This is a genomic window from Legionella sp. (assembly GCF_965140895.1).
Classification (GTDB): Bacteria; Pseudomonadota; Gammaproteobacteria; order Legionellales; family Legionellaceae; genus Legionella.
Genome location: NZ_CBCSKT010000022.1, coordinates 1 through 26,380, shown reverse-complemented (window position 1 = coordinate 26,380; position 26,380 = coordinate 1). Strand labels below are relative to the sequence as shown.

The window sequence follows — 26,380 nt, the reverse complement described above, 5'->3', positions numbered from 1 at the left end:
TTCATTTGAAGAGGCCTTAAACAAACAAATGAGTTTGCGTGACAAACCACAATATTGGATCGGTAAAAAGAAGCAACCATTCGCAGATGCTTCTCGCGAACAAACGCGTCGGTTTATGGATGTTGACAGCCAGTTTGCAGATCCAGTGAAAAGAATACAATTTTTGGACTTACGATTTCAGGGAGAAGTTAGTGCAGAACAATTAGACGTTTTATTAAAAGACGCGGGAGTGCTTAGGGGAAAAGGCGCTGTGTTTTTACAAGCCTCGAAAGCTAATAACGTTAATCCTGTTTATCTTGTTGCCCATGCGTTGCATGAGTCTAAAGACGGAAAAAGTAAACTTGCTATTGAGAATAATAATTTCTTCGGGCTGGGGGCTAATGATAGACATGCAGTAAGTTCCGGAGCCAAATTTGCTGATGAACATGGATGGAATACAGTAGAGAAAGGCATTATAGGAGGAGCAGAAATTATTTCAAAACAATGGATCAATAAGTCACAAAATACTTTGTATGCTATGCGCTGGAACCCTATGAAGCCAGGGCATAGTCAATACGCAACTGATATAAATTGGGCAAATGCGCAAATAGATAGGATTTATCCCTCTATAAAGAAATTAAGTATGGCTGATAGCTCCTATCAACCCAGGTATATTTTACCTAAATATCGTTAATTGGAATGAATATAAAAATGACAACATATAAAAAAGCTACGTTTATTTTTTTTCTGTGTATTTTTTTTGCGGTGAGGGATAATTATGCAAATAACTCTTTGACTCAAAATATTTTTATTGTTACTCCAGAGCTACAAAAAAAAATCAAAAACTCTCCATTCAGATTAACGATACAAGGTCATAATGGGGAAAAATTTAGAGTTTACCTCTATGCAGAAAATGAGCGCAGTGAGAAGTGGAAGGAAACTGCCTGCTCTGGGGGGGGGGGGAATATGAAACTATTGCCAAAATAGGGCGTTATTACCTTTATTTATATGATATCAACGCTCAAAAATTTTTACCTACCAGAACAGCTGTTTTTCATGATTTCAATAATCTTACGATGAATACTGATGGCGCCAAGTTTTTTTTATGGTCTAGTCTTGGAAAAAATCGAAAAGATATAATATTTTTAAGTCAATATGTTACTTGTAGTGTTGGTAGTGAATATGAAGCATATGGTCTTTCAGCAGATCAATTATATTTAGAACAGTATAACTTTGTTGACAATGAAATAAGTAGTACTTTTTCTGGGTTTATTTATCTTGGTGAATCGGATATTAATTATGTTTCCTCTCAACGTCTCTATGGTTATACAACTTTTGATGGGAAAATAATTCAATATAAATTTATTTTATCCGACAAAACAAGAGAAATTTGGCAGATACCAAAATGAGAAGACATGGGGACTAGGGACACCCATCAACAGAAGCTCAAAGGGGCACTCCTTAGAAATTCCTTGTTAATTGGTAACGCCACGCCTGTTTTTTTTACCAAATTTTTAATGTGTTAACAGTCACAGATAAAAGTCTATGGGGTCAAGCCCTGAGAGCTCACCTGCTTCAGAAACAGGTACATCACTAACCCCGTCTGATTATTTAAAAATGGCAGGCTCTATGGCATTGGATTTTATTCCTATTGTGGGGCAATTAAAAGCTGCGGAGGAAGTATGGTCTGGTAAAGAGCTGTTTTCTGGGGAGCGCATTAATCGAGGTCTTGCCGCATTAGGATTAGTGCCTGGAGGCAAATTAGCATACACTGCATTAAAAGGGCTAGGAAAGACTGGTTCGAAGGTTGGTTTATTAGGTGGGAAAACGGCTCCAAATAAAGCTTCCCCAATGTGGAAAAGCCCAGAGTGGTATGAAGATGTTGCCTTTAATGCAACTAGAAATGCTGAAAGTGATAGATTAGTATTAGGGCATTTTGCAAAGGAAGGAACTAGTTATCAAAGGGTTGCTTCTCATTACGATGCCACTTATTTTAAAGTTGATAAATGGAATGAAGTAACTAAAGGGCTTTCAATAGATGAAACTTGGAAAATAAATAAAACATTTCTTACACAACAAATAAGCCAAGGGAAACAGATTCTTTTTTCGCATAATCCACTTAAAGCAAAGATGAATTCTTTCTTTGAAAGAGAAGTGGATTTTCTTAAAGATCTTGGTTATAAATTTGAACAAAAAAATCAGTGGACATGGGAGGCTTTATTACATGACTAGACGTATACCTACAGAGGCAGATTTTGCAAGAGCGGATGCGGAAGATGCTAAACGAAATCGTGGCTTAAGTGATATTTGCGAGCGTATAGTGAATAAATATAAGCTAAAAAACATTCATAAGGTCTTTGCATTCTATTCTCAAAGAGGTGATAGCTTTGGGTTTTATATATTTTATAACTTTGATTATCAAATTAAAGAAGCCAGAGACTCAGGGCTGGAGGAGGTGCTTAAAAGAGATGTATTGCAGGAATTGGAGATCGAAGGACGCGGTAAAATGGATAAACTAAAGGTGGATTTTGAATTTGATTCTCATGAAAATGTTGAAAAAAATTATGAGGGTGACTACTTTTTAAGATTGAGGTGATGATCCTTTAGACGTTCTGTTGTGCCAAATAAAATTTTAACTCGCAAAAATAAGCCAAGTCCCCAAAGGGTCAAGCTTTGCTTTTTGCATTAATTTTAGAAAATACCTCAATTAATTCGAGCTATTTAGTGGTGCCTGCTTAAAGCATCTAAAGAACCTTGGGTATTAGTAACCTCCCTTAAGCAAGCAACACTTAACCCGGATTTAATTGGTACTATCTATTGCCAAAGAATGAGGATTGATGAAAATATAAGGGACACAAAATGTTCCTACTATGGATTAGGACTTAAGAACAGACTTATGCGATGCCCTCAGCGAATGAATATTCTACTTTTAATCGCTGCTTTAGCCACTTTTGTTGCATGGCTTGCAGGATTATTTACTCAATTCATTGGAAAAACCGCTGACTTTCAAGCTCACTCCGCCAAGACTAAGAATGCTTTATCTCTGGTATTTCTTGGCAGACGAGCTTTAATGAAAAAACTTACTCTCAAACAACAGGAATTTGAATTAATGCTTGAGATGCTTTACCTCTCTTCTTTACAGACACAAAGCGAGATCCTTCACTATGATTAATTTTTGTGAGGATCTCTCAGGGCTTGACCCCGAGCATAAATTCTATCCTTCTATCGAATTGGTTAGGATATAAAAGAGGTGGATAAGTTCAGTTGATTTTTTATCTGTCAACTTATCGTTTCCCTGCCATACTCGATGAAGCTTTTTCGCATCGATATTAAGTATTTTGGCTAGATCGTCTATGAGACAGTTATTTCTAATCATTAAGGTATTTATTAAAACCTGTTGTATTAGACTCTCCTTTTTGAGCATAAAGAACATTCTAGTATTCTTATTAATTCCAAAATTATTAAGCTTATTTTTTATCCTATCCACGAATCCCTCTTTTTACATTTTTCGGGTACCTCTATGAGGCCGATATTTTCAGCGCGGCTACTCATGAATACTTATAAAATTACACTGACAATATTAAAATAATTAAAAGGCTCTAAATTAGAATTTCCTTCCGTATCATTGGTACTGATAAATGCAATAGGCCATGAACTACTTTCAGGATTCTTGATTTATCGCACATACAAGATATACTAAAGCAAACAATAATGGTATTTTTTAGCATACTCAAAGTATATTTAATGCCTAAATATGATGTCAATGTATTTTTGGTAATTAAATATACCTTTATATAATATAAGGCGGATTTATGTCTTTAAGCGCGGTTAAAAACTTCCAATTAAGTGAAGTGATTCAAAAATTAATTGAAATACATGAAATAACAGTTGCTGAACTTGCACGCCGTGTAAACTTACCTCAACCGACTATTCAACGTATTGCTACAGGTGTATATAAGAATCCACGAATTAGTACACTTCAACCGATTGCCGATTATTTCGATCTTACTATCAATCAATTACGTGGGGTGGATTTAATACCTTCTTTATTGTCTAGCAAAAAAGCTATAAAAAGCATTCCATTAATTAGTACATTGCAAGTCAATTTATGGCCCATCATTGAAGAAAATATTACTCAATATGTCATTGCTGATACCAATCTTGGAGAACGATCATTTGCCATGTATATGCCCGACAGCTCTATGGACCCTCTAATTCCTAAGGGAGCAACATTGTTAGTTGATCCATCGAGAACTCCTCATCATGGAAGTTATGTTGTTGTTAAACTCCAAAATTATCCTGAAACAATAGTGCGACAATTAATAACAGATACAACAGATAGATTTATTAAGCCTCTCTCTCCCGATCTTCATCACTTAAAACCGGCTCTACTTATGGAAAAAGACAAAGTAATAGGCGTGATTACCGAAGTTAGATTATATTGTGAAAGTCATTGAATTGAGTTTTTTATGATCAAATATTTATCAAAGCTTAATGCACATTTTTTCTGGTGGATTAAAAAATATCACCTATTTTGCTCTCAAATTAAAGAAATTTCTGCTTATGAAATAACGGATGTGAAGCGTGTTAATGGTAAATATGAATTAATAATCCAAATTAATGGTACTGGAAAAGTAGTGCCCTATACTCCTCGCGAAATAGCAGAAGATGAAGTTTTATTAAAGGAGTTTTCTCCAAAGGATACGCAGCTCATACATTATTGCAACTTTGAAGAATTAAAAGAGCCTAGATATAAAATTGTAGGTCATAAATTTTCTGAAAAAAATACCACGCTTCTTTGCATAAAAGATCGAGAATCAGGAGTAATAAAAGATTATACAGTGCCAGAAGTAGTAAAAGATAAGAGTTTTCTTAAACAATGCTCCCCCGAAGATGCATACAAAATTGGCTACTTCTATAGATCTGAAATAATCAATGGATAAAGAATTTACTATCTTCTTGAATAGTAAATTCTAAACATAAGCAGGAAGATGATTTTTTATAGCTTTGAACTTGCCGAGAAAGAATTAGACTCTTCTTCGGACGGATCCTGAGTAGTTATTATGATTGATTTTCCATCTGTAAGAGTTTTTGCTACATGTCCTTTGCCAGTTAGATCTGTAGCAAACAATACATCTCCTGCTTTAAAAACGCGCTTTTCGCCTCCACTTGCTTCAACCTCAACCTCTCCTTCAAGATATATAATATATTGGGGTTGTGGGGCATTATGCCAATCATATTGAGAACCTGCTTTAAACGTTCTAAATCGCGCACCTTTAGTAGGGATTATTTTTGAATACATCCCTAAAGGATGTGCTTTTTCATAAACAGGCGTTTCTTCTTTGAAATAGGATTTATTATCCTCCCCAGAAAAGAGAGTGACGTATTGCGTTTTCATTTTATTTTCCTTACTTATTGAATTGACTGTGTTCTAGTGGAGAAAGGGAGCACATTGGTCATTTCACATTCATGGGTATTATTGTTTTTTTCATTGAGACTAAACTTAAATGGATTAAAATTAGTGTTATAGTCAAATACATTAATTCCTTCCGCTTTTTTTAGCATTTTTGTAGCCAATATAGAGGGAACCACTAAAAGTGCGCTGAAGGTAACTTTTACCAGAAAAGAAATCATCATAAGATAAATAATTTGTTGAAAAGGGATCATTCCTATAAATTCAGAAAGATAAGCAATCACTGTAAATACAAGTTCGCCTATCACCGAAGATTTTAGACTTCTAAGCCAAAAGCGCTTTCCTTTAGACAAAATTTTATATTTTGCAAGGGAATAAGCATTGATAAATGCACCACACAGGATTGCAATAAAGCTTGCTATAGTTACTCGAGGAAGTTTTCCAAAAATATATTCATATGCAGCCTGGTTTACCCAATCTGGTGAATGAACATAGGTTAAGGAAGTACAAATTAATGCAAATATAAATTGAAAAATAATCGCCATCCAGATGACATGTCGGGCCACCACATATCCGTAACCTTCAGCAATTATAGTGCCTAAAAAGAACCAAAACGGAATAACTACAGTAGACGCTGTAAAAGAAATCGAACCAATTTTAATTACCTTATATATGAGTAAAATGGTTACCAACTTTAATGTCATATAAGCCATAGCTAATAAAGTCAAATACTTATATGTGGTTTTGGTGTTATTCATAAAAATCCTTTTCAGGCTAAGTTGCATGCCAACAACGAATATTTAAATTGGAGTCTAGTATACACCAACCTTTTAGTTTATTGATCAAAAATAACCTAGAGTGACAAAATAATCTTTAATTGTTTTTATCTGGGTCGAGTAGGCTTTTAATCGTGACTCTCTCAGAAAGGTGGTAGGTTTTTGAACTTTGGTAAAATCGCCATGAGACATACGAATTCTTTACCCCCGCTTCGGAGCGATTATTAAAGGACATCATTTAATTACAGTAGAACTAGCCTATGCATTATAAAGATGTCCATTCAGATCTATGACCTTGAATCGCGAGCTGTAAAATGGAATAGAAATGCATTAAAGAATGCTCCCAAAATTACAGTCCAGGACTTGTTTTGCTGCTCGACGTGCCATCTACTTTAAGAGACTTATGAGCTTCCTCATCTAGTGGATTTTGGCGCTTCCGTTTCTTTAGAGAAGAATTTTGGTCTTCGAAAAAGCAGAAATTGTTTTGCTGAATTAATAAATTTTGATTGGCCCTCTTATCTTGTTCTTGCTTAATAAGCTGGGCGATTTCATCATTTCCTTTAATCTGCGCAATATCTCTAGCCGTGACTTTTATATTATTGGGATCCGATTGCATTTTGATAAAATTAACCGCTCTGGTAGTCGCCTCATCTCCCATAAATTGAACAAAATCGTATAAATCATCAATTGAATCCATGCAAGAAATATCAAGATCAATGTCGCTGGCGTTTATTAATTGTTGAACAGCTTCGATATTGTCTAATATGACAGCAAAAAATAGTGGTGTAATCTCTTCATGCATTACATTGACATCAGCACCGGAGTGTATCAAATAAGCAAGAATCTCTATATGCTTCTTTTTGATGGTAGTAAAAATAGGAGGAGACATCTTTTCACTGAACGCTGAATCCAGATCAGCCCCACCTTCTACTAAAGCTTTTACAGCCTCAAAATGCCCACAGGAAGTTGCAACATAAAGTGCGGTTTGTTGCTCATAAGATGCATTAAGATTAGCTCCATAAGAGGAAAGTTTTTTAATAACCTGGTCGTGATTATTGGCTGCGGCAATAAAAACGGCGGTTGCTCCATTCTCATTCTCCTCGTCTAAATCTACTCCAAGTTCCCCTAACACATCAATAACGTCCGCATGACCATTCGTGGCAGCGAGATAGTGGATTGTCAATCCATCACTATTTTTTGTACTCAGAGAGCTTTGGGTATAAAGCTGGGTAATCAGTGCGGCATCACCATTTATTGCAGCAAGTTGAGCTAAATAAATTGCCTTTTCAGGTTCAGGAATGGCTCTTGATTTACTATGTTTTTCTTTAAGTAAGCCTAATGATTTTTTGAGTGATTGATTTTTCTCTTCTTGCAGACCTACGGTAAAAATAGTCGCGCTAATAGCAATAGGTCTAGAGCCAGAGACGATAGCAAAATCCTCCTGGATTCTACTCATTAATTCTGATGTTGAACCCGCAGGAAAAACTTGCGAAGGGTATGTATTTATGTCCATAAATTTCCATCCGTCCCCTGGGGTGTATGTGAGGGCATTGGTATGATAGGAAGTGGATAGAGTTAGCCCTATAGTATCTTCCGAGGACAAATCACACTGGTTGATTAATTGTTCTAATGAATCCAAATAGCTTTTAAACTCATCCTGGGTATAAATGTCTGAAACAATTTTGTCTAATCCCCCGCGCGAGAGGATTTTCTCCGAAGAGGCAAGGGCAGAAATACGTTTCATTTCCGGCTGATGATATACCTCCCCAAAAAGTGAGGCGTAATCTTCTGGCATTTGATATAACCCAAGGCTTACGTAAAATGTGGGGATCTCAAGTAATTGCATCTCTTCTTGAGTCCGTTCTTTTACCGGCTTTGCTTGGGCTTTATTAATTGCTTCACCAATGGTATCCAGTTGATTGACTATCTTGTGAATTCGAGCATCAAAGATATTTTCCTCCTTAAGAAAGCAGGCTTCGAGCCAGCGAAGAGAGAATCCTTGACAGCTACCAATAGGGCTGACTTTATAACCTAGTTCTTTTTGCAATGTCTCGATTGCCTCATGGACGTCCATCATATTTCCAAAATTAATAAAAGGAAAATAATAACGGTTTACTATTATGGTTTTATTAAGGAAAGCAAATAATTGTACAGAAACCTTTGAACAGGTTGTTTAAATAATCAGCTATTCACGGCCTGTCATGATTACTCCTTGCTTGCGAGAATGTATCGTTTTAAACACGATATACGGCTATTCGAGGGATGAGCGCAACTTGACGAACCCTCCATTTCGAGCTATTGATTTATGTTAGGAGTAAAAAATATTGGTTATATTTCGATCATGGAATAAATAGTTAAATATGCCCGTATGAGTTCTATTTTTTACACATAATATCGTGCAATGTATTGAATAGATTGTTGAGGATGGACTCTTAAATTTACTTAGATAGGAAATAACATGAAATATAGCAATCCTAATCAAGCCGGTGCAAAAGTTAATTTTAAATCCCGTTACCATAATTTCATTAATGGTGAATGGGTTCCTCCACAACGTGGGAATTATTTTGATAACATTAGCCCGGTTAATGGTCAAAAATTCTGTGAGATTCCTCGTTCTACTGCAGAAGATATTGAGTTGGCTTTGGATGCGGCGCATAAAGCCAAAGCGGGTTGGGGGAAAATGCCTGCCGCCCAGCGAGCCCTTATCCTAAATCGTATCGCGGATCGTCTTGAAGCTAATTTAGAAATGTTAGCCGTTGCAGAAACGTGGGATAATGGAAAACCGATTCGTGAAACCTTAGCGGCGGACATTCCTTTAGCTATTGATCATTTTCGTTATTTCGCTGGATGTATCCGCGCCCAAGAAGGTACCCTTTCCGAGATAGATGAGCAAACGGTTGCTTATCATTTTCATGAACCCTTAGGAGTCGTTGGTCAGATTATTCCTTGGAATTTCCCTATCCTGATGGCTGCTTGGAAATTAGCTCCTGCCTTGGCTGCGGGGAATTGTGTGGTCATGAAACCTGCCGAACAAACACCAGCCAGTATTTTAGTTGTTGCTGAGCTGATTCAAGACTTATTGCCTCCAGGTGTTTTAAATATTGTTAATGGTTTTGGTGTGGAGGCTGGTAAGCCTTTGGCGAGCAACAAGCGCATAGCTAAAATTGCCTTTACGGGAGAAACCACTACGGGTCGCCTCATCATGCAATATGCTTCAGAAAATTTAATTCCGGTAACCCTGGAATTGGGGGGTAAATCACCGAATTTATTTTTTGCCGACGTCATGAGTGAACCAGATGATTTCTTTCAAAAAACATTGGAAGGATTTAGCATGTTTGCGCTGAATCAGGGCGAGGTCTGTACCTGTCCATCTAGGGCATTAATTGATAAGAAGATTTACAAAGAATTTTTACCTCATGCTATTGAGCGAGTTCGATTAATCAAACAAGGGAATCCTTTAGATACCGAAACTATGATCGGCGCTCAAGCATCGAATGATCAAAAAGAAAAAATCTTATCGTACATTGCCTTGGCAAAAGAAGAGGGGGGAGTCATTCTTACTGGTGGCGAAGCTGCTCATTTATCATCAGACTTAAATGAGGGCTTTTATGTTCAGCCCACAATTATTGAGGGCCATAATAAGATGCGTGTTTTCCAAGAAGAAATTTTTGGTCCCGTGCTCTGTGTGACCTCCTTTAATGATGAAAATGATGCCATCGAAATTGCCAATGATACTTTATATGGTTTAGGTGCCGGCTTGTGGACGCGTGATCAGAATAGAGCCTTTAGAGTAGGGCGTGCGATACAAGCAGGACGTGTATGGACTAATTGTTATCATTTATACCCCGCCCATTCTGCATTTGGGGGCTACAAACAATCCGGTATAGGTCGCGAGAACCATCGAATGATGTTAGATCATTACCAGCAGACTAAAAATTTATTGGTTAGCTATGCGGCCAAACCCTTAGGATTCTTTTAATCATGAATGCGCCTGCTCGGGTAATCGCCACCCCCTTGGCAGAGGAGTGGCTCCACAAATTAACTCAAGAGCATGGTGCATTATTATTTCATCAATCAGGCGGTTGCTGTGATGGCAGTGCACCTATGTGTTATTTGCGAAATGAATTTAAACTAGGTGCTAGTGATGTATGTTTGGGAGATATTAAGGGGACTCCAGTTTATATGAGTGCATCGCAATTTGCTTATTGGCAACACACGCAACTAATTATTGATGTGGTTTCAGGACGGGGTTCTGGATTTTCACTGGAAGCACCTGAAGGCATACGTTTTTTAACTCGTTCGCGTGTCTTTAATGAGGAAGAAATTGCCGCACTTAAAGGATAAATCATTTACTCAGGGCTTCTGAAGCAGGGATATTAAATTTGGTGTGGTAACAAACAGACCAAAAAATATAAATGAAAATAACAATCCCTTTCCATTTAATACCTTTACCACATCAAGTTTTTGATATTCTTCGCTATCAAAATAATCGTGTTGAGCTATTAGTTTTTTATTTTTTTCCATTTTGCGCCGGGCATTCTATATTGATTTTAAAAATATGCAATAGTGGTAAATTAAGTATTTAAATATCTGGATAATTTACCACAATGCTTAGAGGAGCTGCCTAAGCACTCCTGATGAAAGTATCTGTAATCAGGGTTTGTCCCCCAATATGTTTAGCGGAGCCTTGGTGTAGACCATTCCTTTTCCAGTGTGTCCGCCGATGCCCTAAATGTTTCGGTTAAGGCCTTGATAGTTGCTACGTCTAATATTTTCTCATCTAACATTTCGTTATTAAGCAAATTGGAAATTTTGATTTTCTTCTTCTCGATACTAGGTACTACAGGAAGTTTTCTCGTAGCAGATGTATCAAAGTTTGTTGTTTGTCGCGATAAATCAGGATTCATACCTTGCGAAGCTGTAAAAAATACTGGCGAACTCGCGTTGTTATAGAGGCTTGGGGTTGCAGCAGATGCGGGAGAGAGAGCATGATTGGTAACATAAGTAGTCTGCCTCGTAGTTGGCAATATGAATTTTGCCTTAGATGAATGTTTCTTTGATGATTTATGTACAGGCTCCGGGTGGCCCAACTCTTTGTTTTTATCGAATTTTAAATGGAATTGATATTTTATTATTGAAGGATCATTATCCAAATTTGTGAGGAATGGAGAAAATTTAAAGACAAATTGATTTTTACTCATTGGATTATCACTGGTTTTTGAATTTCTCCGTGAAATGTTATTTTGGGGCATAATGTACCTTGTTAATGAATTTTGTTTAAAGGAAGATCATTATGTAGTGCTATGCGTATTATTTCAATGAGATTAAACGGGAATATTCAAGAGCGTGAGGATCTCGTGTCAGCCCTTGAATTTTGAATTTAAACCCACGATCATGAGTTTGAAACAAACAGTCTCTCTCGCCGAAGTCAGGGATTCCTGGCAATGATAAGGATATCCCATGCTATTTTTAGGATTGGACAAACAAAATGTTTTAACGCGTACTTTGATTTCATTATGTGCCCTGTTGGTATTCCTGGTAAATCAAACCGCAGCGGCGGGCAGCGGGCGATTTTTTAACATTTCTGCTACGGGTACGGCATCTCGGCTTAATATAACCCTCTGTCTTATACCTCATCAACCTGTAGTGGACTATTAGAACCAGCTGGCTCGTGTAGCATAACCGTCACACCCGGTAATACGGCAAGCACTGCATTGATATTAAGAGCGAGCTTTTAGGTGTTCGATGTTCGCGGAGCTTGACTTTTTAGAGGCTCATTTGATGGGCGTAAACAAAAAATGCATCTAATTTTGTTTAGATGAGCACACTGGGGGGGGGGGGCTTAAGCTTTGAATTCAAATATTTTTTTGGAGTTTTAGGTGACTATTCAAACCAGCCCCACAATTTTTTTTCAAATAAAGCCCCATGAATAAAACATTAATACCTCCAAGCAGAACAAGAATCAAGCCTGGAAAATTACTTCCATAAGGTACGAGTTTGAAAGCAATTAATGGAGTTATGCCGCCGCCAATGCACGCGGCCAATGAATAAATTAAATTGGTAATTGAACATCTGATTGATAAGGGGAAGATCTCGGTAATTAATACTGGAGTTACTGCAAAAATGCTTGCACAAGGGATTGCTATAAAAGTATGGGCTAGCAAAATTTGATAAAAATTGCTTGATGACAATATGTTGAAATAGGGCAAGCTTAGTAGAGAGATAGTGATACATCCGATAAGTATGGTTTTGACTCGCCCCAATGAGTCAGAAACGATACCAAAAACAGGAATAAGCAAGACAAGTAACGTTAAACTGATCGAATTAATAATAAATGATTGCGTATTGTGTATGTGATTGATGGTACTTATATGTATGGGCGCGTAGATAAACACCAATATAGTAGTAGAAACGCCAAAACAAACTAAAGAAAATACTAAAAGTGTAGTAAATGTTTGCGATTTAAAAATGGTTAATGCTTCATACATTACATCTAAGAACGCTCTTTTTTCATGGCGTGCATTTGCTGCGATGAATTCAAGGCTCTCTGGCAGAGAGCTTCTGATCCAAAAACCTATAAGCATCGTCAAGAAGGCAACGATAAAAGCCAATCGCCATCCCCATTCTGGGAGAATGTTTAAATCGATTAAATAAAGAATTAATGCGCCGAATAGAGATGCAGCTAAAACGCCAGCATTGACACCAAAGGCGGCCCATGAGCCAAAATATCCTCTTTTTTTGGGGGGGCAATTTTCAATTAATAAGGCAATAGAACTAATGTACTCACTGCTTACGGCAAGCACTTGAATTACGCGGATAAATAATAAAAGAAAAATAGTAGTAACACCCATATGCGAATATGTTGGTAAGATACCAACAATACTAGTGCATATTCCCATCAAAAAAATGCTTAGAGTAAGGATTTTCTTCCGACCTAACTGATCAGCCAATACCCCACCAATCAAACTACCTATAGGGCGCAGAATATAGGTAAGTAAAAATAGAAAAAAGATATCGGATAATTTGGAGTTTGGGGGGAGAAATGCCTTAGAAAGATAAACGGAGAATAATCCCCATATCACATAATCATACATTTCCAGGGCATTACCAATAGCACCGCCGATAATTGTTTTTTTTGATACTGTAAACATTAATCAATCTTCTTGCTTTGTAACGCTCCGGCTTGGATTAATTCTTCATGAAAACCGAGAGAGCTATGATCAGTAACCCTATCTAGAAAAATTATACCGTCTAAATGGTCGTATTCATGCTGTACTACGCGTGCGTGAAGATCTGATGCCTCTCGTTCAATTAAATTTCCATTGACATCATAGCCACGATAAACGATGGATTTATAACGAGGAACTTTCCCTCTTAACTGGCCAACGCTTAAACAACCTTCGTATGCTTCTTCTAGTTCATCAGAAAGAGGCTCGAAAGAGGGATTGAATAGGGCTGTGAAGGGAATAGATGGCAAATCAGTGTATACAGGATGTTGTTTCATGCCAAATACAATGGCACGTTTGCGAATAGCAATTTGCGGGGCTGCTAATCCTAAACCTTGTTGTTCTTCTAAAGTTTTAAAAAGAATAGTTTCCATCTCTTTCAATTCTTCAGAACTAAAAAGATCATCTGTAATGGGTTCTGATACCATTCTAAGCAAAGGATTACCTAGTTGTATTACTGCATATGAATTCATTGTATTGCCTATATGGTTATGAATTATTTACTATAAGTTGAAGGGTAGATCGAATACCAAGATCTACAGCTTTGGAATTTAATTGATTTAGCTGCGGTAAAGGGGTTTTACCATAACACTCTGAATATAATTTCAGGATAGCTTTAAAAAAATAATCCCCAATATCGATTAACCCAAAAATCTGAGAATCGTAATACTCCTTTAAATTTTTCTTTTTGGAATTTGTTGCATAAGAATATAGGAGGTTAAATTGATTAATTTCCCTAGATAATGTCATTCCTGCGCTAAAGTGATTATTAATCAGTTTTATCTGTCTTATGTCTTCTGCGAACGGGGTTTTAATGTCATCCCACCAAAACAATGTGTTTTTATTTAAAAATCTTGAAGAAAAATGGGGATCGTATTTCCAAAAACCTTGTTGAATTAGGTTATATTCAATATGTGGCATGGATGAGAATGAAACAAGTTCATTTGATGGACTGATAATATTGATGCCAAAATAAGCTATTTCATAATGTCCTTTGATTTGTAAAAATACATTTTTTATATAGCGCCGATATTCAAATAAGATATCACCAATATCTGAATGCAAAAAAACAGAGGTTTCTTTCTCAGGGGCGCTATAGATTAGCTTTAATTTTTCGTTCATTTCTGAGTCCATTAAAACGCATGGCAGAATTTACAGAGATATCAATGATTTTCATCAGTTCTTCTTTATCAGCTTTAATATGAGTAGCATCGTTTACACTATCCACAATAAAATGCACTAGTTCTTCGGGATCTTGTGTTAGCTCAAGAAGCATCGTGCTTTTGGTTAAGATATACTCAAAAAGATCAGAATCAATCTGAATTAGGTTATTTTGAGTGACATTACTAGGAGGTTGAGTTTCTTCACCAAACAAAAGCCAGCCAGGAGATACTTTAAGCCATTTTGCTATTTTATAAATAATATCTATTTCTGGAAGTGCTTCACCTAACACATATCGTCTAGCCATTTGATGAGAACAATCACAGACTTCTGCCAGTACGCTAATTTTTACTCCTGCCTTTGAGGCTGATGAGGTCAAATTGATTTGTTTCATAAGCATTGTTAGTCTTTGCGCAAAACCATGAACAAAATATTCTCTTTCCAATATAGGACTCCTATAAATATGCTAGGAAGTATATATTTAAATCTTAATAGCATCAACTTAACATAAAAAGTTACAATACTAAGTTTGTATTTTACTTAAAGTTGCATTTTTGTAACTTTAAGTTTAAATTGGCGCGGCTTAGTTAATTGTTTAAATTTGAAAGACTCAGAGTTAGATGTTTAGGGCTCTTATGAAATCGGGACAGAGTGTAACAATATATTCCATATCTTTTTGGAATCCTTAGCAATGCTCCAACGATTATTTTTACGTTGCATTATGAGCTTTCTAATAGTTTTCAACTGTAAGTAGAACATATTTTAAGGAATACAGGAGCATGTTTTTACACGCATCAGAGAAATTGCCTAAGGGAATATTTAAAGCTTGTGTTGTTCCCAGGCCTATAGCATGGATCAGCACTAAGGATATAGAAGGCAACCATAATTTATCTCCTTTTAGTTATTTTAATATTGTTTGTGATGATCCTCCGATGGTCATGTTTGCTACAACTGGAGCACATAGTGGAGGTGGAGCCAAAGACACGTTAAAAAACGCTGAAGAAACAGGGGAGTTTACTGTCAACTTGGTTAGTTATAGTAGCAGAGAGGCAATGAATATTACCTCTTTGGGTTTTTCTCGGGGGATTAACGAATTTGATATGGCAGAGGTGGAGCCTTTACCTGGTGAGCTTATTAAAACTCGTAGGGTAAAAGGGGCTCCTATTAGTTTGGAATGTATTTATCATGAGTCTATCCAATTACCAATACCAAGGGATTCTGATTTAATTAATCGAATGATAATAGGTAAAGTTATTGGAATTCATCTTGATCCTGAAATTTTAACTAAGGATAAACGTATTGATACCAATAAGCTAAATCTGATAGCTAGAGTAGGTTATAACTCCTATACCAAAGTTAAAGCGCACTTTGAGTTAAATAGGCCCTGTGGCTGTTGTGATAAATTAATGGAGTAGTGATGGGGCAAATGCTTTCTTTTTGTGTCTCTGAATAGGAGGTAGCCCCCTGATTAAATTAGATAAATTATGGAAAAAGAATTGCACTTAGAATAGCCCTGGCATATATAGCACGAACACGTGGACAGCAAGGATGCATCTTCAACACTTTTTTATATTTAGTAGTTGTTCAAGCATCCAGTTTCCGCCAAAATGGTTACATAAAAATCATCTAAATTTAAAATGAGTCTAATTTCGTTTTAGATAATTACTTATAAATGTATTCAAAACTTCCAGTAGTGCCTTCTGACATTTTTTTTAAAGCCAAAAAGAGTGAAGTTAACCAAAAAATACCATCAAGAGAGTCTAGTGTGCTTCAAAAACTGCAGGGCTTACTTAATAGTAAGCGGATTTACTTATTATTTGGTCATTATGATGTAGAGGTCTTATTTCAAGAAGGCTGTTTGCGTGTTACCAATTTAAATTCTCGTGGTGTCATGCGAACTTATGCCATAGTTCATTTTTCTTCCTTAATTCCTGCCGCGCAATCTACTCCTTATGTAATTACAGACGAAGTACAACACTGTTTAGCTGAATTGAATGGTTTAGATCAATTATTTAGCCATGAATTTAACGTCCTTAGATAAAAAATAAAAATTGGAAATGGGTTTTGAATTTTGAATTGGCAAAATTGAGGCATGATTCTGTTTTCTTGTGATTAGCGGGCAAATAGGTTTTTTTTTGAAAACCAAAAAACCAAGTTCTTGCTTTTAATAAAAATGTATAAGAGAATGTGCAGCGTTTATTTTTAGCCTTCAACGGGTTACCTAAAATAAGTAGGTCCAACACTATTATGTATTTGGAATTTTAATGGAAAAGTAGAATATTCTTCACCGTGAAAACACTAATCAAACAGTTATTAATTTATAAACTAATTCCTGGTGAGTTTGGTCATCATCGATGAAGAATCATTTCAACGTTCGTCCCTCGTTAGATTATTTTATAAGGAGTATTACCATGAAAAAAAACATTCTTTCCTTTTTCGCGATCTTTGCTTGCTGCGTTGTCTTATCCAGCTGCGGAATCAATGCAACAACTGATTCCATGACTTATAGTCATTCTTATACCCATAAACCGGTGAACAAAAATTTCATCCATGGGATAACGGTTAGTGAAGTAAAGGGTGGGCATACAATTAATCCATTACTCGCATCAGAAATTAGCAATGAAAATTTTAAAGCAGCATTGGAGAAATCGCTTCAGCATGCACAATTGTCTCATGGCATAAAACCGGGAACATATTCTTTAAAAGCAACGATTGTAAGATTTGAAAGACCCGTAATAGGTTTGGATTTTAAATCAACACTAATCGTTAACTATAAGTTGTTCGCTGCAAAAGAACCTAAGCCGATTTTTGATAAAACCATTAAAAGCTCTTATGTTGCCAAAATGAGTGATTCCCTTATAGGCGTGACGCGTTTAAAGATGGCGAATGAAGGTGCGGCGAGAGAAAATATTAAATTATTAATTAAAGACTTATATAGAAAGAAATAGCAATAAACGTAGTCCGGATTAGGGGCCAACGGCGGCCTCGTCCGGGATTGCACTATATATAGCTAATATCAGCGAAAAAGAACTTAAAGCATAAAAAAAATTAGCCAAGCTTTATTTTTCTTTTGATGAGGTTGTTATGAAAGCAGTTTGTGTTTATCTTGGTGCGAATTTAGGTAATAGTAAGGCATTTGAACAGGCAGCTATTCAACTTGCACATGAACTTGTTAGTCGCGATCTGACCTTGATTTATGGCGGTTCAAGTTTAGGAATGATGGGGCTTTTGGCAACTACGGTAAACGAATTAGGTGGTAAAGTCATCGGGGTTATAACTTCCCATCTATTGGATAAAGAAAAGTACTTGGACGGGCTGGACCAACTGCATATAGTTGATTCAATGCAGGAACGGAAAAAAATGCTGCAACAGTTGGCTGATGCTTTTATTACCATGCCTGGAGGGTTGGGTACTCTTGAAGAAGCAATCGAGACATGGAATGCCATCAAAATAGGCGAGCTTGATAAAAAAATAGGGTTTTTGAATATTGATAATTATTTTGAAAAGCTCTTTTATTTTATAAATGACTGTGAACGTCATGGGTTTATGAATGCGAAACAAACGGCAATACCTATCATAAACAGTGAACCCTCTTTATTGCTTAATCATTTAGTGTAAACAATAAATGCGGTGAACCATCTAGTTAATTATCTTTTCAATTGGGTCTTCTATAATCTAAGTAATACTTAGATTATAGCTCACCTTACGCAGAGGCTCTCAGTAACTGTAGCTCATTGGACATGATTTGATTAGCCTTCAGTAATCGTTTTTGTTTGATAGCAAAGTGATTCAAAGAGGTTTTTACTTTCAGCAATTCAAGTTTGCAGTATGCAATGATTGATGCAAACAAATGATTGCGTTGAGTTCTGATGGTCTTGGTTGGCGATTTAGATAAGCTTGCATTTTGCTTAGATGAATCAAGGTCATGTTTGCTTTGGAGCCAAACCAATTATCCGATAGGATGTAATCAAAAAGCACCTGATTGTTAACAGCTTGCTTGAGCCGCGCCCGAAACAGTTCATTCTTGCTGATGGTTGCTCATGACATCGTACATCTGCCTTGATGTAGCACCATAATTCCTTTGACCCAGGCTCACACCGGACCTTAGGTGCCTACTCACTTGATCATGACTAATTTCACCATCGAACATTGCCGTTAATCCTGTGGCTATTGCATCGTGATTTTGACTGATTAAATAATCGCTGTAGATGTCTAAAAGATCTGGTTTCATTTTTTGCCCTTATAAAACAACGGACAAAAGATACGCATTTTTATAAATTAATCAATAACTGGTGCGTAAGGTGAGTTGATTAGAACGAAGCGCGTAGCCGGATGCCAATCTCATTGGGTTAATTAGGTTGAGCGTTATGTTAGGAATAACAGTTGCTCCTCAGGTCTCAAGCTCAGCACCTCATACCCATCATCGGTCACCAAAATGGTATGTTCCCATTGCGCCGATAATTTATGATCCTTAGTGACAACTGTCCAACCATCTCCCAATGTTTTAATTTCTTTACGACCCAGATTAAGCATGGGTTCAATCGTGAAGGTCATTCCTGCTTGTAGCTCAAGCCCGGTATTGGCTTTGCCATAATGCATGACCTCAGGCTCCTCCCACATGGATCTGCCAATACCATGCCCACCGTATTCCCTCACTACTGAATACCCATTTTGTTCTGCATGTTTTTGGATAATGCTGCCGATATCACCCAGCCGGGTTCCTGGGCGCACAAGAGCAATGGCTTTATACAAGCATTCTTGGCTAACTTCGACCAGCCTTTTCGCAAAGGGTTTGACCGCACCCACTAGAAACATTTTACTGGTATCCCCGATGTAGTCATCTTTTTGCACTGTAACGTCAATATTAATAATATCGCCTTCTTTAACCGGTTTATCGGAAGGGATGCCATGGCAAACCACATGGTTGATGGAGGTACAAATGCAGGCAGGAAAGCCATAATGATTTAAGGTGGAGGGAATCGCTTGCAAGTCTTCAATAATATATTGCCGGCATAATTGTTCAAGCTTGTTCGTGCTTACACCAGTAACAACATAAGGTTCTATCATCTGCAGTACTGAGGCCGCTAATTTACCGGCAACCCGCATTTTTTCTATTGCTTCAGCAGTCTTCATTAACATCGTTCATTTCACCTAGGGATGCTTGGGTTATTAACATTTTAAGAATTTCAGGATAGGTAATTGATGGATTTTCCTCTGCCAATTTTCCTATTCTGATCCAATATTCCGCTTGTGAATTAATAGAGCGACTCATTGCTCGTGCCATGAGTTTAGTGGCTTCATGTAATTCAGCGGAAATTTTTACAATGCCCATATTACTCTCCAAAAAATCGAATAATATAGTATTTTGATACAAAACGCTATGTTTTGTATTTTTTGGATCTGTAAATGCCTCGCCACAAACCCCTCCATCGCCGGAGATGCCCAAGGACTTGCTACTTTCCCTACCGACGTATTGGCAAGAATTAAACAAAGCCTCTTCTATTCTGAAATAGACGATTTAAGGTTGGTTTGCCGACGGTTCGTGCCTCGTGGATAGAATAATGCGACCATGTCATGTCTGTCGCAGACATTTACCATCATTAATTCGAGTAGTTCTTTTTCAGCAGCAACAGGGGCCTAAAACGTTCAGACAGGCTAAAATTGAGGAAATTGCTTGCATTTTGCCACACGCAGTTTAAATCCAATGTGGTTATAGTATTTATTAGCTAAAATTCAAGAGAGCCAGAATTTAGTCGTGAGCTTAGAACAAAAAAATAAGGAGGGTTTGACTCCGTTACAGCCGCACAAGGCAGTATCTACGTCAGATTTATTAGTTAATAAACAATAAGGATGAATAATTAAAAGGGAGTTTACTATGCTAAGAAGCGTTATTGATACAGCAAAGACAAAACAACCAGTTGCGCTCACCGGGATTTTTGCGCATAGCTATTATTGGCTAACATCTACCTCCGGTGATAAATACTATCAAAATCCGTCTTATCAAAAAAAAGAGCAAAATCCAGAACTAGAAACGGCAATTTATTTTATTCATGGCACCGCGGACCACTCTTCCGCCTTTGAGCGAGTGGCTGAACGTTTGCTGCAAATCGGCCTTCCGGAAGAAATTTCTTCCTTGAATTTAATTGCATTTGATCGGCGCTATCATGGGCGAAGCATTGAGTCCTTTGCTGAACAAATAAGAGACAAAATAAAAATCAATCAACATCAACGAGTCATTCTCATGGCTCATTCTCGAGGAGGATTAGTTGCCTCTTATTTTGCTGAGTTTTTAGCGGCGGACCTCAGTGTTGAAGTTCCCTGGGTCATTACCGTGGGCGCTCCATTCAATGGCTCTTATCTGGCGATGAAACCATTATCCTGGTTTTCAGATTCGGTAAGAGAAATGGAAATTGACAGTGAGTTTCTTTTGCAACTTAAAGACCAAATAATAAAAAGCGCATTCAGCCATTATCATTTTTTTATTGCTACCGAAGATGCCATTGTTCCAGGAATTTCTGGGTATATTGAAGAGTATGTTGCTAAACATCCAGACTCATTAAGTGTTTTAGACCGGCACGGCCATCTATCGGTGATGTCCTCCCATCGTTTGGTATCTCAAACGGCCGATTTGCTACATAATTATTTTCACAACCTTAAATATGGTGCAGAGGTAATCGTGAATAAAACGGGAGCATTTATTTTAATTGACGATTATTTTCCTGACACGGCTCTTTAGAACGCTCCACCAGGAACTCAACTATAATTAAAGGAATTGGTTCGGGTTTTTGCGAGCAATGAACGGTTGAATCTGCCGCCCTCTTCTTTGCTCGAGAAACGAAATAAAGTATTCGTTTATCACCCAACATAAGAAGATTTGGCCAGTTGACCTTATGTGTCGGCTATTGGGTGTAAGGCGTAACAGTTATTATGGTTATATGAAACGTCAGCCCACTAAACCTAATAATCCAGAGCGTGAGGAATTGTTAGAATGGGTAAAGAAGATTGCTGAATCATCCCAGTATTGCTATGGGAGTCGACGCGCTAAATGCCCTTGGATATCCCGTGGGTCGTAATAAAGCGTACGTATCTGATATCACTTACGTCTGGACTCAGGAAGGCTGGTTGTATTTAGCGGTTGTTCTGGACTTATATTCCAGAAAAATAGTTGGATGGAGCCTGAGTTCTCGAATGAAAGCCTCGTTGGTCTGTGATGCGCTTGAAATGGCAATTTGGCAATTTGGCAGCTTAAAGCAAGAGCCAGTTCAGTGGAAACATTACCAAACAAGATATGAGGCACAACAGGATATATTGAATTACATCGCGATGTTTTATAACAGCAGACGACTGCATTCTTCTTTGAACTATTTAGCACCAAATCAATATGAGTTGCAGAGGTCTCAATTAAAAAAAGTAGCTTAACTGGGTTGTATCGTTTTGCTTGACCACCTCAGTTGGACTGCAGCATTAGAATATATAAGTTTATTTGCTAGCTAAATCATACAAGTATATATTAGTACAACCGATTTATAGCAAGGAATGAATAAATGAAAAAAATAATATCGATGACTTTTTTACTGCTCTTAAGTGCGTGTTTAACCGGTTGTTGGAGCGTGCAAAAAGGGCAGAAATCAGGAATTATTGTTAAAGTAGCAAAGGAAGGGAAGTTTTGGGGGACCTATGAAGGAGAAATGGTTTTAGGTGGGCTTGAAAATGCTAGTGGTGTGAGTGGGCGTGCATTTTATTTTACTTTGGGCCAATTTAAATCGGACTTAGTGAAGAAAGCAGATTATGCGATGGAAAATAACAAACATGTTATTGTTACCTACCACTGTGATGCCTACACATTACCCTGGAGCGGTGAAACAAAATGTTTTGTAAAAAATATAGAGTTTGTCCCTGAAAAAATTCCTGCGAAGAAATAAATTATAAATCTGGTTGCTTGCAACCAGGTTTTCTTTAAATAGATAACCAAGCAGCATTGCAGCATCAAAACGATAAAGGTTTTCCGCATAACCCCCGCTAGGTTGCTGTACAAATATTTTCACAACCCTCAAAGCGTTAATAAAGCCTTAAGTAAAAAGCTATATACTGTATTTAACGATTAATGCTCTAATTGGGCACAAATTGTTCTCTTGTTTTTTTAATCAAGGTTTGCCTTTTAGGGGGATATTATGGGATTTTTTGACAAACTTACAAAAATGGCTAAAGAAGGCGTTAATGAGCTTGCTAACAAAATTACAGAAAAACCACAGTTTTATCAATATGTTGGCGAATTGGTTAGTGAAATTAACGCGGTTCAAAAAAACAAAAGCTTAGCTCTTGATACTGAAATGAAGTATGCACTTCAAGCCCTAAAAGACTCGTTGAGAACAGCTATGCATACATTTGATACAAGAACACAAGCCGTACATGGCTTGACTGGCTCTGGAGTAATGTCTGCAGTACAATATAACAAAGCGTTCCATGATTTCTGTGAGGCAAGTGTTAATGCCATTCATCAACATCAACCAACACTCATAGCTGCCCCTGGTATATGGAATAAGCTTAAAGCTTGCATCAACAATATACTTGAAGAGTCTTTGGGCATTAAGGATGCTTTAGAGGTAAAAAAGAGTGAAGTTGCAACCACAGGTGACTTTAAAAGCCGATTTGATAATGTGAAATTTGAAGGCAAGGACAAAATGGAAAAAATTGAAGAGAGACCATTTAGTCCCACTATCTAATAAAGTTGCAGGCTACAAGAGCCTGCACTAATTCTGGGTAACGCTCATTCATACTGGAATTATGCCTTTAAATTCGATAGTAAACCGATTCATGGCAGATTTCCAACCCCATCAAGACATAGTTCATTGTGGGGTTGCTTTTCATACAGCGCAATTCGCAATTGAGGAACTTGAGTCAGAACTCGATCCCGGGGCTATTACGTTACTTCATTTTGATACTATCTGCCGAACAGTTATTTACGAATCATAGCTTGAGTTTCTTTTATAAATGCCTGATGTTCTTCTTGTATTCCTTCATTAAGTTTGCCTTGAGTTTTTACATGATCAGCACGTAATTTTTTTAATTGTTCTTGCAAATCGGCTAAATCCTTTTGCAGTATTTCTTCCGCAGTTTGTTTTGGTTTTTGGTTTTTGGCGAATATACTGTTAGGGTTTAGCTCCACGGGTTTGGAAGCACTTTTTTCGGCTTCAGCTAGGCGTTTTAGTAAACCATTATCATTATTTTCGGTCGCATACTTAGCCGTTGCTTCGCGAAGCATAGGAATGATTGTAGCTAAATTATCTCTTTTGGCTTTGTGATCTTTAGCCGTAGGAGTATTGGGGTCTTTTTTAGATCGTTCCTCATAAGAGTCCGCGAATTTTTTATGTAGTTGAATTGCTAAAGAATAAGCTAGTTCATTATTAGAAAATAAGAATTTAGGACTGTCTAAAACTAACCCAATTAAATTGGCTTGAGCTGACTCTATTAGCACTTTACGCGTTGTAGTTTGATCGGTTTTTTGTTCATGATTGAAATTAAGTACAGGAGAGGTAACAATGCATGCGAGTAATTCTTGAGGTCTTGCGCTAAGGAGTGAGTGCAAGAGGAACGAGAATTTATTGGTAGGCTGTGTTTCATTAACAAGTGCGGGATTTTCTTTAATTAATTTAATCAGCTTCTCGTTGTTTTTGGTTGCAAAAGCATCCCAAAATTCGGCGATTTTAGACATTGTTTTCTCCATAAAAATTTTAAAACGTACCATCTTATCAAATTTCGATCATAAAAAACACTAAAGTCAGCGCAAATTAATCATAAAAATTATATTCGGCATTGATTGGTATTGGTATTTTCATCATTTATTTGTGGTTGATGGGGCTGTTCTATTTTAGTACATAGGGAACTGATTTTTTTTAAACTATCCTCTATTAACGTGTATTTTTCTCCTAAATTGCTAATAGGGTTAATGATATCTTGAAGTAACTCGGAATCAAGCTTTGAAATATCATTACATGAAAGTACTTTTGCTAAATTATCTTGTAATGCTTGTATCATTTCCGCATCTTCATCTTCGATTCCCGCATATCCGACTACGGGTTGAAATTCTTCGTTGATGATTTGCTTTAGTTGCGTTAACGATTCGTTATTCACTCTGCCTTCAGAGCGCATTTCTTTATACGTTGACTTATAATGCGAAAACCCATGGGGAGCAGAAATATCAGGGGGCGTTGAAATATTGTTCACGCCATGTTCTGAAAGACTTGTTTGAGTTCTTACTTTATCCATTGTCAGGTTAGGCGCTCTATTTGAATGAACTGACAGTTTTTTTTCGAGGTCGTTTATAGAATTTTGAAATGCTTTATATGGTTCTGAATTGGCAGTGCCAGGTTTAATAATTGCATCGATTTCTTTAAGGTTACTGACACAGGATGTTAGTATATTCTGTTGTGTCTTTAACGATTGTGAGGATGCCAAGTCATGTTTGCATTTTTCTAATTCAGTCGATAGACTTTCAATGGTAGCTCTTTCTTGAGAACTTAACTTTGATTTATCCATTTGCTCAATGAGAGCAACGCTCTCAGAAATTTGTTGTGCTACTTTAGTCGCATTGTGTTTTATTTCGATTTGCTCTTGCAGTCTCGCCTCTTGAGTTTTGAACCCACGTTCATTTTTTGCGATAATTTTTTCTTGCCCTTCAATCTTAACCTGATGCTTTTGGAAACAGGGTTGCACGCCATTAACATGACGGTTGTCATATGCCCAATCCGTTAATTCTCTGTTGGTCTCCTCGTTTAGTTTCTTCTGCGCTTCCTCTTTCAGTTTGGCCCGATCCCAATCGAATTTACCATGGGCATCGGTAGTTGGCATTTTATCAATTTGTTCTTTACATCGTTGATGTTTCTCTTGTATTTCTTCTAAACGTGCGAGCTGTTTGGGGGAAATGTCGTCAGATTTACGAGCAACTTTCAGCATTTCATCCATTTGTTCTTCACGCATGGTAGACAGTTCATCATACAGAACGTTTTGTCGGGCATAATGAGTTTCGCGCAAATGTTGTAATTCGTGTTGCAGTTGCTGTAGCATTTCTAGCTCATTCATGAGCTGTCTGTGTTTTGCATCCTGATCATGTGATTGCTGATTTACTTGTTCTTGGTTTTTGGATATTCGTTGACGCTCTTGTTCCGCATATAAAAATTGAGTTTGCTTGTGTTTGGCTTCCAGTTCTCGCTCCATTTCGAGAAGCATGCTTAATTTATGAGAGAAACGCTCATCAGGGTTATAAATACGACTAATTTCCTGGAATTCTTGCATTATTTTAAGAAATACCACCAGGTTAAACTGTTGCAAAATGACTAGCTCATTATTAATTTGGGCACCTTGTTCAAGGGTATCTGAATAATTCATGGCGCCTTTGCTTAGGCGAGCACTTCGAGACATCGACGATAATATGGCATCGTTTACCTCAAATGAGCTTCCTAACGGTCTATGGATTGCATTGGTTGGTTTTTCTTCTTTCATCACATGAATGCCCATAAAATGTCTAAGGAGTATTTATTTAGTGATTATAGACTAAAAAATAATCATATGATTTTTTTATAATAGAGATTTATTCGCTTAATAATTTGGCGTGGCAGACTGATTGAGAGATGAAAATCAGGGGTATTGAGTGATGCTAATAGGTTGTTTAACCTTGAGTGGAAAGTAAGCGGTTTGTCTTTTTCTGGTCCTATTGATTTAACGTTCGAAATTATGAATGGGCCAATTTTAAAGCATCTTTATCATGGCCGCAGCAACAAATTCTTTAAATAAAGCCGTTTTACGTGTGTATAATCCGTGAATTTTAT

Annotated in this window: 31 protein-coding genes and 2 pseudogenes; 19 read left to right on the top strand and 14 right to left on the bottom strand. The window is 37.1% G+C overall.

Annotated features, from left to right (window positions below):
* The 8 genes from ACQY7T_RS02945 to ACQY7T_RS02910 form a co-directional block, all read left to right on the top strand.
* Positions 1–673 (top strand): N-acetylglucosaminidase (locus tag ACQY7T_RS02945; RefSeq protein ID WP_428411224.1); only part of this gene is annotated, 673 nt, incomplete at its 5' end.
* Positions 674–690: 17 nt separating this feature from the next.
* A complete protein-coding gene (locus ACQY7T_RS02940; protein WP_428411223.1) occupies positions 691–966 on the top strand; it encodes a hypothetical protein in 276 nt (91 codons plus the stop codon).
* Positions 909–1,388: a hypothetical protein gene (locus tag ACQY7T_RS02935; RefSeq protein ID WP_428411222.1), complete on the top strand. Its 480-nt coding sequence runs from the start codon at positions 909–911 to the stop codon at positions 1,386–1,388. The genes ACQY7T_RS02940 and ACQY7T_RS02935 overlap by 58 nt, the downstream gene beginning before the upstream one ends.
* A 220-nt stretch (positions 1,389–1,608) precedes the next feature.
* Positions 1,609–2,211 carry a pre-toxin TG domain-containing protein gene (locus tag ACQY7T_RS02930; RefSeq protein WP_428411221.1) on the top strand — a complete coding sequence of 201 codons (603 nt, stop codon included), beginning with the start codon at positions 1,609–1,611 and terminating at the stop codon, positions 2,209–2,211.
* On the top strand, positions 2,204–2,575 hold the full coding sequence (locus ACQY7T_RS02925; RefSeq protein WP_428411220.1) for a hypothetical protein: 372 nt from the start codon (positions 2,204–2,206) through the stop codon (positions 2,573–2,575). Before ACQY7T_RS02930 ends, ACQY7T_RS02925 begins: the two co-directional genes overlap by 8 nt.
* Positions 2,576–2,893: 318 nt before the next feature.
* Entirely contained in the window at positions 2,894–3,151 is a 258-nt protein-coding gene (locus ACQY7T_RS02920; RefSeq protein ID WP_428411219.1) for a hypothetical protein, read from the top strand.
* Positions 3,152–3,791: 640 nt separating this feature from the next.
* On the top strand, positions 3,792–4,436 hold the full coding sequence (locus tag ACQY7T_RS02915; protein WP_428411218.1) for a LexA family protein: 645 nt from the start codon (positions 3,792–3,794) through the stop codon (positions 4,434–4,436).
* 12 nt (positions 4,437–4,448) lie between these two features.
* Positions 4,449–4,922: a hypothetical protein gene (locus ACQY7T_RS02910; RefSeq protein ID WP_428411217.1), complete on the top strand. Its 474-nt coding sequence runs from the start codon at positions 4,449–4,451 to the stop codon at positions 4,920–4,922.
* A 56-nt stretch (positions 4,923–4,978) separates the two neighbouring features.
* On the opposite strand, the gene ACQY7T_RS02905 is transcribed toward ACQY7T_RS02910, so the two are convergent.
* The 3 genes from ACQY7T_RS02905 to ACQY7T_RS02895 form a co-directional block, all read right to left on the bottom strand.
* A complete protein-coding gene (locus tag ACQY7T_RS02905; RefSeq protein ID WP_428411216.1) occupies positions 4,979–5,377 on the bottom strand; it encodes a hypothetical protein in 399 nt (132 codons plus the stop codon).
* Positions 5,378–5,391: 14 nt separating this feature from the next.
* On the bottom strand, positions 5,392–6,150 hold the full coding sequence (locus ACQY7T_RS02900; protein ID WP_428411215.1) for a queuosine precursor transporter: 759 nt from the start codon (positions 6,148–6,150) through the stop codon (positions 5,392–5,394).
* Positions 6,151–6,517: 367 nt separating this feature from the next.
* Positions 6,518–8,245 carry an ankyrin repeat domain-containing protein gene (locus ACQY7T_RS02895; RefSeq protein WP_428411214.1) on the bottom strand — a complete coding sequence of 576 codons (1,728 nt, stop codon included), beginning with the start codon at positions 8,243–8,245 and terminating at the stop codon, positions 6,518–6,520.
* A 381-nt stretch (positions 8,246–8,626) separates the two neighbouring features.
* On the opposite strand from ACQY7T_RS02895, the gene exaC reads away from it, so the two are divergent.
* Positions 8,627–10,147 carry an acetaldehyde dehydrogenase ExaC gene (exaC, locus tag ACQY7T_RS02890; protein WP_428411213.1) on the top strand — a complete coding sequence of 507 codons (1,521 nt, stop codon included), beginning with the start codon at positions 8,627–8,629 and terminating at the stop codon, positions 10,145–10,147.
* A gap of 2 nt (positions 10,148–10,149) precedes the next feature.
* Positions 10,150–10,512, top strand: coding sequence for a DUF779 domain-containing protein (locus ACQY7T_RS02885; RefSeq protein WP_428411212.1), 363 nt, complete (start codon positions 10,150–10,152; stop codon positions 10,510–10,512).
* A 9-nt stretch (positions 10,513–10,521) separates the two neighbouring features.
* Here the strand turns inward: ACQY7T_RS02885 and ACQY7T_RS02880 are convergent, their stop codons facing one another.
* Together ACQY7T_RS02880 and ACQY7T_RS02875 are read right to left on the bottom strand one after the other, a co-directional pair.
* On the bottom strand, positions 10,522–10,692 hold the full coding sequence (locus tag ACQY7T_RS02880; protein WP_428411211.1) for a hypothetical protein: 171 nt from the start codon (positions 10,690–10,692) through the stop codon (positions 10,522–10,524).
* Positions 10,693–10,844: 152 nt separating this feature from the next.
* Positions 10,845–11,369 carry a hypothetical protein gene (locus tag ACQY7T_RS02875; RefSeq protein ID WP_428411210.1) on the bottom strand — a complete coding sequence of 175 codons (525 nt, stop codon included), beginning with the start codon at positions 11,367–11,369 and terminating at the stop codon, positions 10,845–10,847.
* Between the two features lie 259 nt (positions 11,370–11,628).
* Between ACQY7T_RS02875 and ACQY7T_RS02870 the strand changes: the two genes are divergently transcribed.
* On the top strand, positions 11,629–11,826 hold the full coding sequence (locus ACQY7T_RS02870) for a hypothetical protein (RefSeq protein WP_428411209.1): 198 nt from the start codon (positions 11,629–11,631) through the stop codon (positions 11,824–11,826).
* 197 nt (positions 11,827–12,023) lie between these two features.
* Here the strand turns inward: ACQY7T_RS02870 and ACQY7T_RS02865 are convergent, their stop codons facing one another.
* Genes ACQY7T_RS02865 through ACQY7T_RS02850 form a run of 4 tightly spaced genes read right to left on the bottom strand, consistent with a single transcriptional unit; the run spans position 12,024 to position 15,000 of the window.
* Complete coding sequence (locus ACQY7T_RS02865) at positions 12,024–13,319, bottom strand: MFS transporter (RefSeq protein WP_428411208.1); 1,296 nt, start codon at positions 13,317–13,319, stop codon at positions 12,024–12,026.
* Positions 13,319–13,867, bottom strand: a complete 549-nt coding sequence (gene def, locus ACQY7T_RS02860; RefSeq protein WP_428411207.1) for a peptide deformylase — start codon at positions 13,865–13,867, stop codon at positions 13,319–13,321. The genes ACQY7T_RS02865 and def overlap by 1 nt, the downstream gene beginning before the upstream one ends.
* A 16-nt stretch (positions 13,868–13,883) precedes the next feature.
* Positions 13,884–14,516 carry a hypothetical protein gene (locus tag ACQY7T_RS02855; protein WP_428411206.1) on the bottom strand — a complete coding sequence of 211 codons (633 nt, stop codon included), beginning with the start codon at positions 14,514–14,516 and terminating at the stop codon, positions 13,884–13,886.
* Positions 14,488–15,000, bottom strand: a complete 513-nt coding sequence (locus ACQY7T_RS02850; protein WP_428411205.1) for a helix-turn-helix domain-containing protein — start codon at positions 14,998–15,000, stop codon at positions 14,488–14,490. Before ACQY7T_RS02850 ends, ACQY7T_RS02855 begins: the two co-directional genes overlap by 29 nt.
* A gap of 334 nt (positions 15,001–15,334) precedes the next feature.
* Between ACQY7T_RS02850 and ACQY7T_RS02845 the strand changes: the two genes are divergently transcribed.
* From ACQY7T_RS02845 to ACQY7T_RS02830, 4 genes are all read left to right on the top strand, one after another.
* On the top strand, positions 15,335–15,970 hold the full coding sequence (locus ACQY7T_RS02845; protein ID WP_428411204.1) for a flavin reductase family protein: 636 nt from the start codon (positions 15,335–15,337) through the stop codon (positions 15,968–15,970).
* 350 nt (positions 15,971–16,320) lie between these two features.
* Positions 16,321–16,596 carry a hypothetical protein gene (locus ACQY7T_RS02840; protein WP_428411203.1) on the top strand — a complete coding sequence of 92 codons (276 nt, stop codon included), beginning with the start codon at positions 16,321–16,323 and terminating at the stop codon, positions 16,594–16,596.
* A 370-nt stretch (positions 16,597–16,966) separates the two neighbouring features.
* Positions 16,967–17,503 carry a hypothetical protein gene (locus ACQY7T_RS02835; RefSeq protein ID WP_428411202.1) on the top strand — a complete coding sequence of 179 codons (537 nt, stop codon included), beginning with the start codon at positions 16,967–16,969 and terminating at the stop codon, positions 17,501–17,503.
* Between the two features lie 136 nt (positions 17,504–17,639).
* Entirely contained in the window at positions 17,640–18,173 is a 534-nt protein-coding gene (locus tag ACQY7T_RS02830; RefSeq protein ID WP_428411201.1) for a TIGR00730 family Rossman fold protein, read from the top strand.
* Positions 18,174–18,258: 85 nt separating this feature from the next.
* Here ACQY7T_RS02830 and ACQY7T_RS02825 read toward each other — a convergent pair.
* The 3 genes and pseudogenes from ACQY7T_RS02825 to ACQY7T_RS02815 form a co-directional block, all read right to left on the bottom strand.
* Positions 18,259–18,786, bottom strand: a pseudogene (locus ACQY7T_RS02825) (hypothetical protein).
* A 134-nt stretch (positions 18,787–18,920) separates the two neighbouring features.
* The gene (gene map, locus ACQY7T_RS02820) at positions 18,921–19,694 is read right to left on the bottom strand and encodes a type I methionyl aminopeptidase (RefSeq protein ID WP_428411200.1); all 774 of its coding nucleotides are present in this window, start codon (positions 19,692–19,694) and stop codon (positions 18,921–18,923) included.
* Entirely contained in the window at positions 19,675–19,887 is a 213-nt protein-coding gene (locus ACQY7T_RS02815; protein ID WP_428411199.1) for a ParD-like family protein, read from the bottom strand. Before ACQY7T_RS02815 ends, map begins: the two co-directional genes overlap by 20 nt.
* Before the next feature lie 543 nt (positions 19,888–20,430).
* Here ACQY7T_RS02815 and ACQY7T_RS02810 point away from each other — a divergent pair.
* From ACQY7T_RS02810 to ACQY7T_RS02795, 4 genes and pseudogenes are all read left to right on the top strand, one after another.
* Positions 20,431–21,291: an alpha/beta hydrolase gene (locus tag ACQY7T_RS02810; RefSeq protein WP_428411198.1), complete on the top strand. Its 861-nt coding sequence runs from the start codon at positions 20,431–20,433 to the stop codon at positions 21,289–21,291.
* 82 nt (positions 21,292–21,373) lie between these two features.
* Positions 21,374–21,974 (top strand): annotated as a pseudogene (locus tag ACQY7T_RS02805) (DDE-type integrase/transposase/recombinase); the annotation flags it as partial.
* Positions 21,975–22,099: 125 nt separating this feature from the next.
* Positions 22,100–22,477: a hypothetical protein gene (locus ACQY7T_RS02800; protein WP_428411197.1), complete on the top strand. Its 378-nt coding sequence runs from the start codon at positions 22,100–22,102 to the stop codon at positions 22,475–22,477.
* A gap of 249 nt (positions 22,478–22,726) precedes the next feature.
* Complete coding sequence (locus ACQY7T_RS02795) at positions 22,727–23,278, top strand: hypothetical protein (RefSeq protein ID WP_428411196.1); 552 nt, start codon at positions 22,727–22,729, stop codon at positions 23,276–23,278.
* 233 nt (positions 23,279–23,511) lie between these two features.
* Here the strand turns inward: ACQY7T_RS02795 and ACQY7T_RS02790 are convergent, their stop codons facing one another.
* Together ACQY7T_RS02790 and ACQY7T_RS02785 are read right to left on the bottom strand one after the other, a co-directional pair.
* The gene (locus ACQY7T_RS02790; protein ID WP_428411195.1) at positions 23,512–24,267 is read right to left on the bottom strand and encodes a hypothetical protein; all 756 of its coding nucleotides are present in this window, start codon (positions 24,265–24,267) and stop codon (positions 23,512–23,514) included.
* Between the two features lie 89 nt (positions 24,268–24,356).
* On the bottom strand, positions 24,357–26,054 hold the full coding sequence (locus tag ACQY7T_RS02785) for a hypothetical protein (protein WP_428411194.1): 1,698 nt from the start codon (positions 26,052–26,054) through the stop codon (positions 24,357–24,359).
* Positions 26,055–26,380 lie beyond the last annotated feature (326 nt).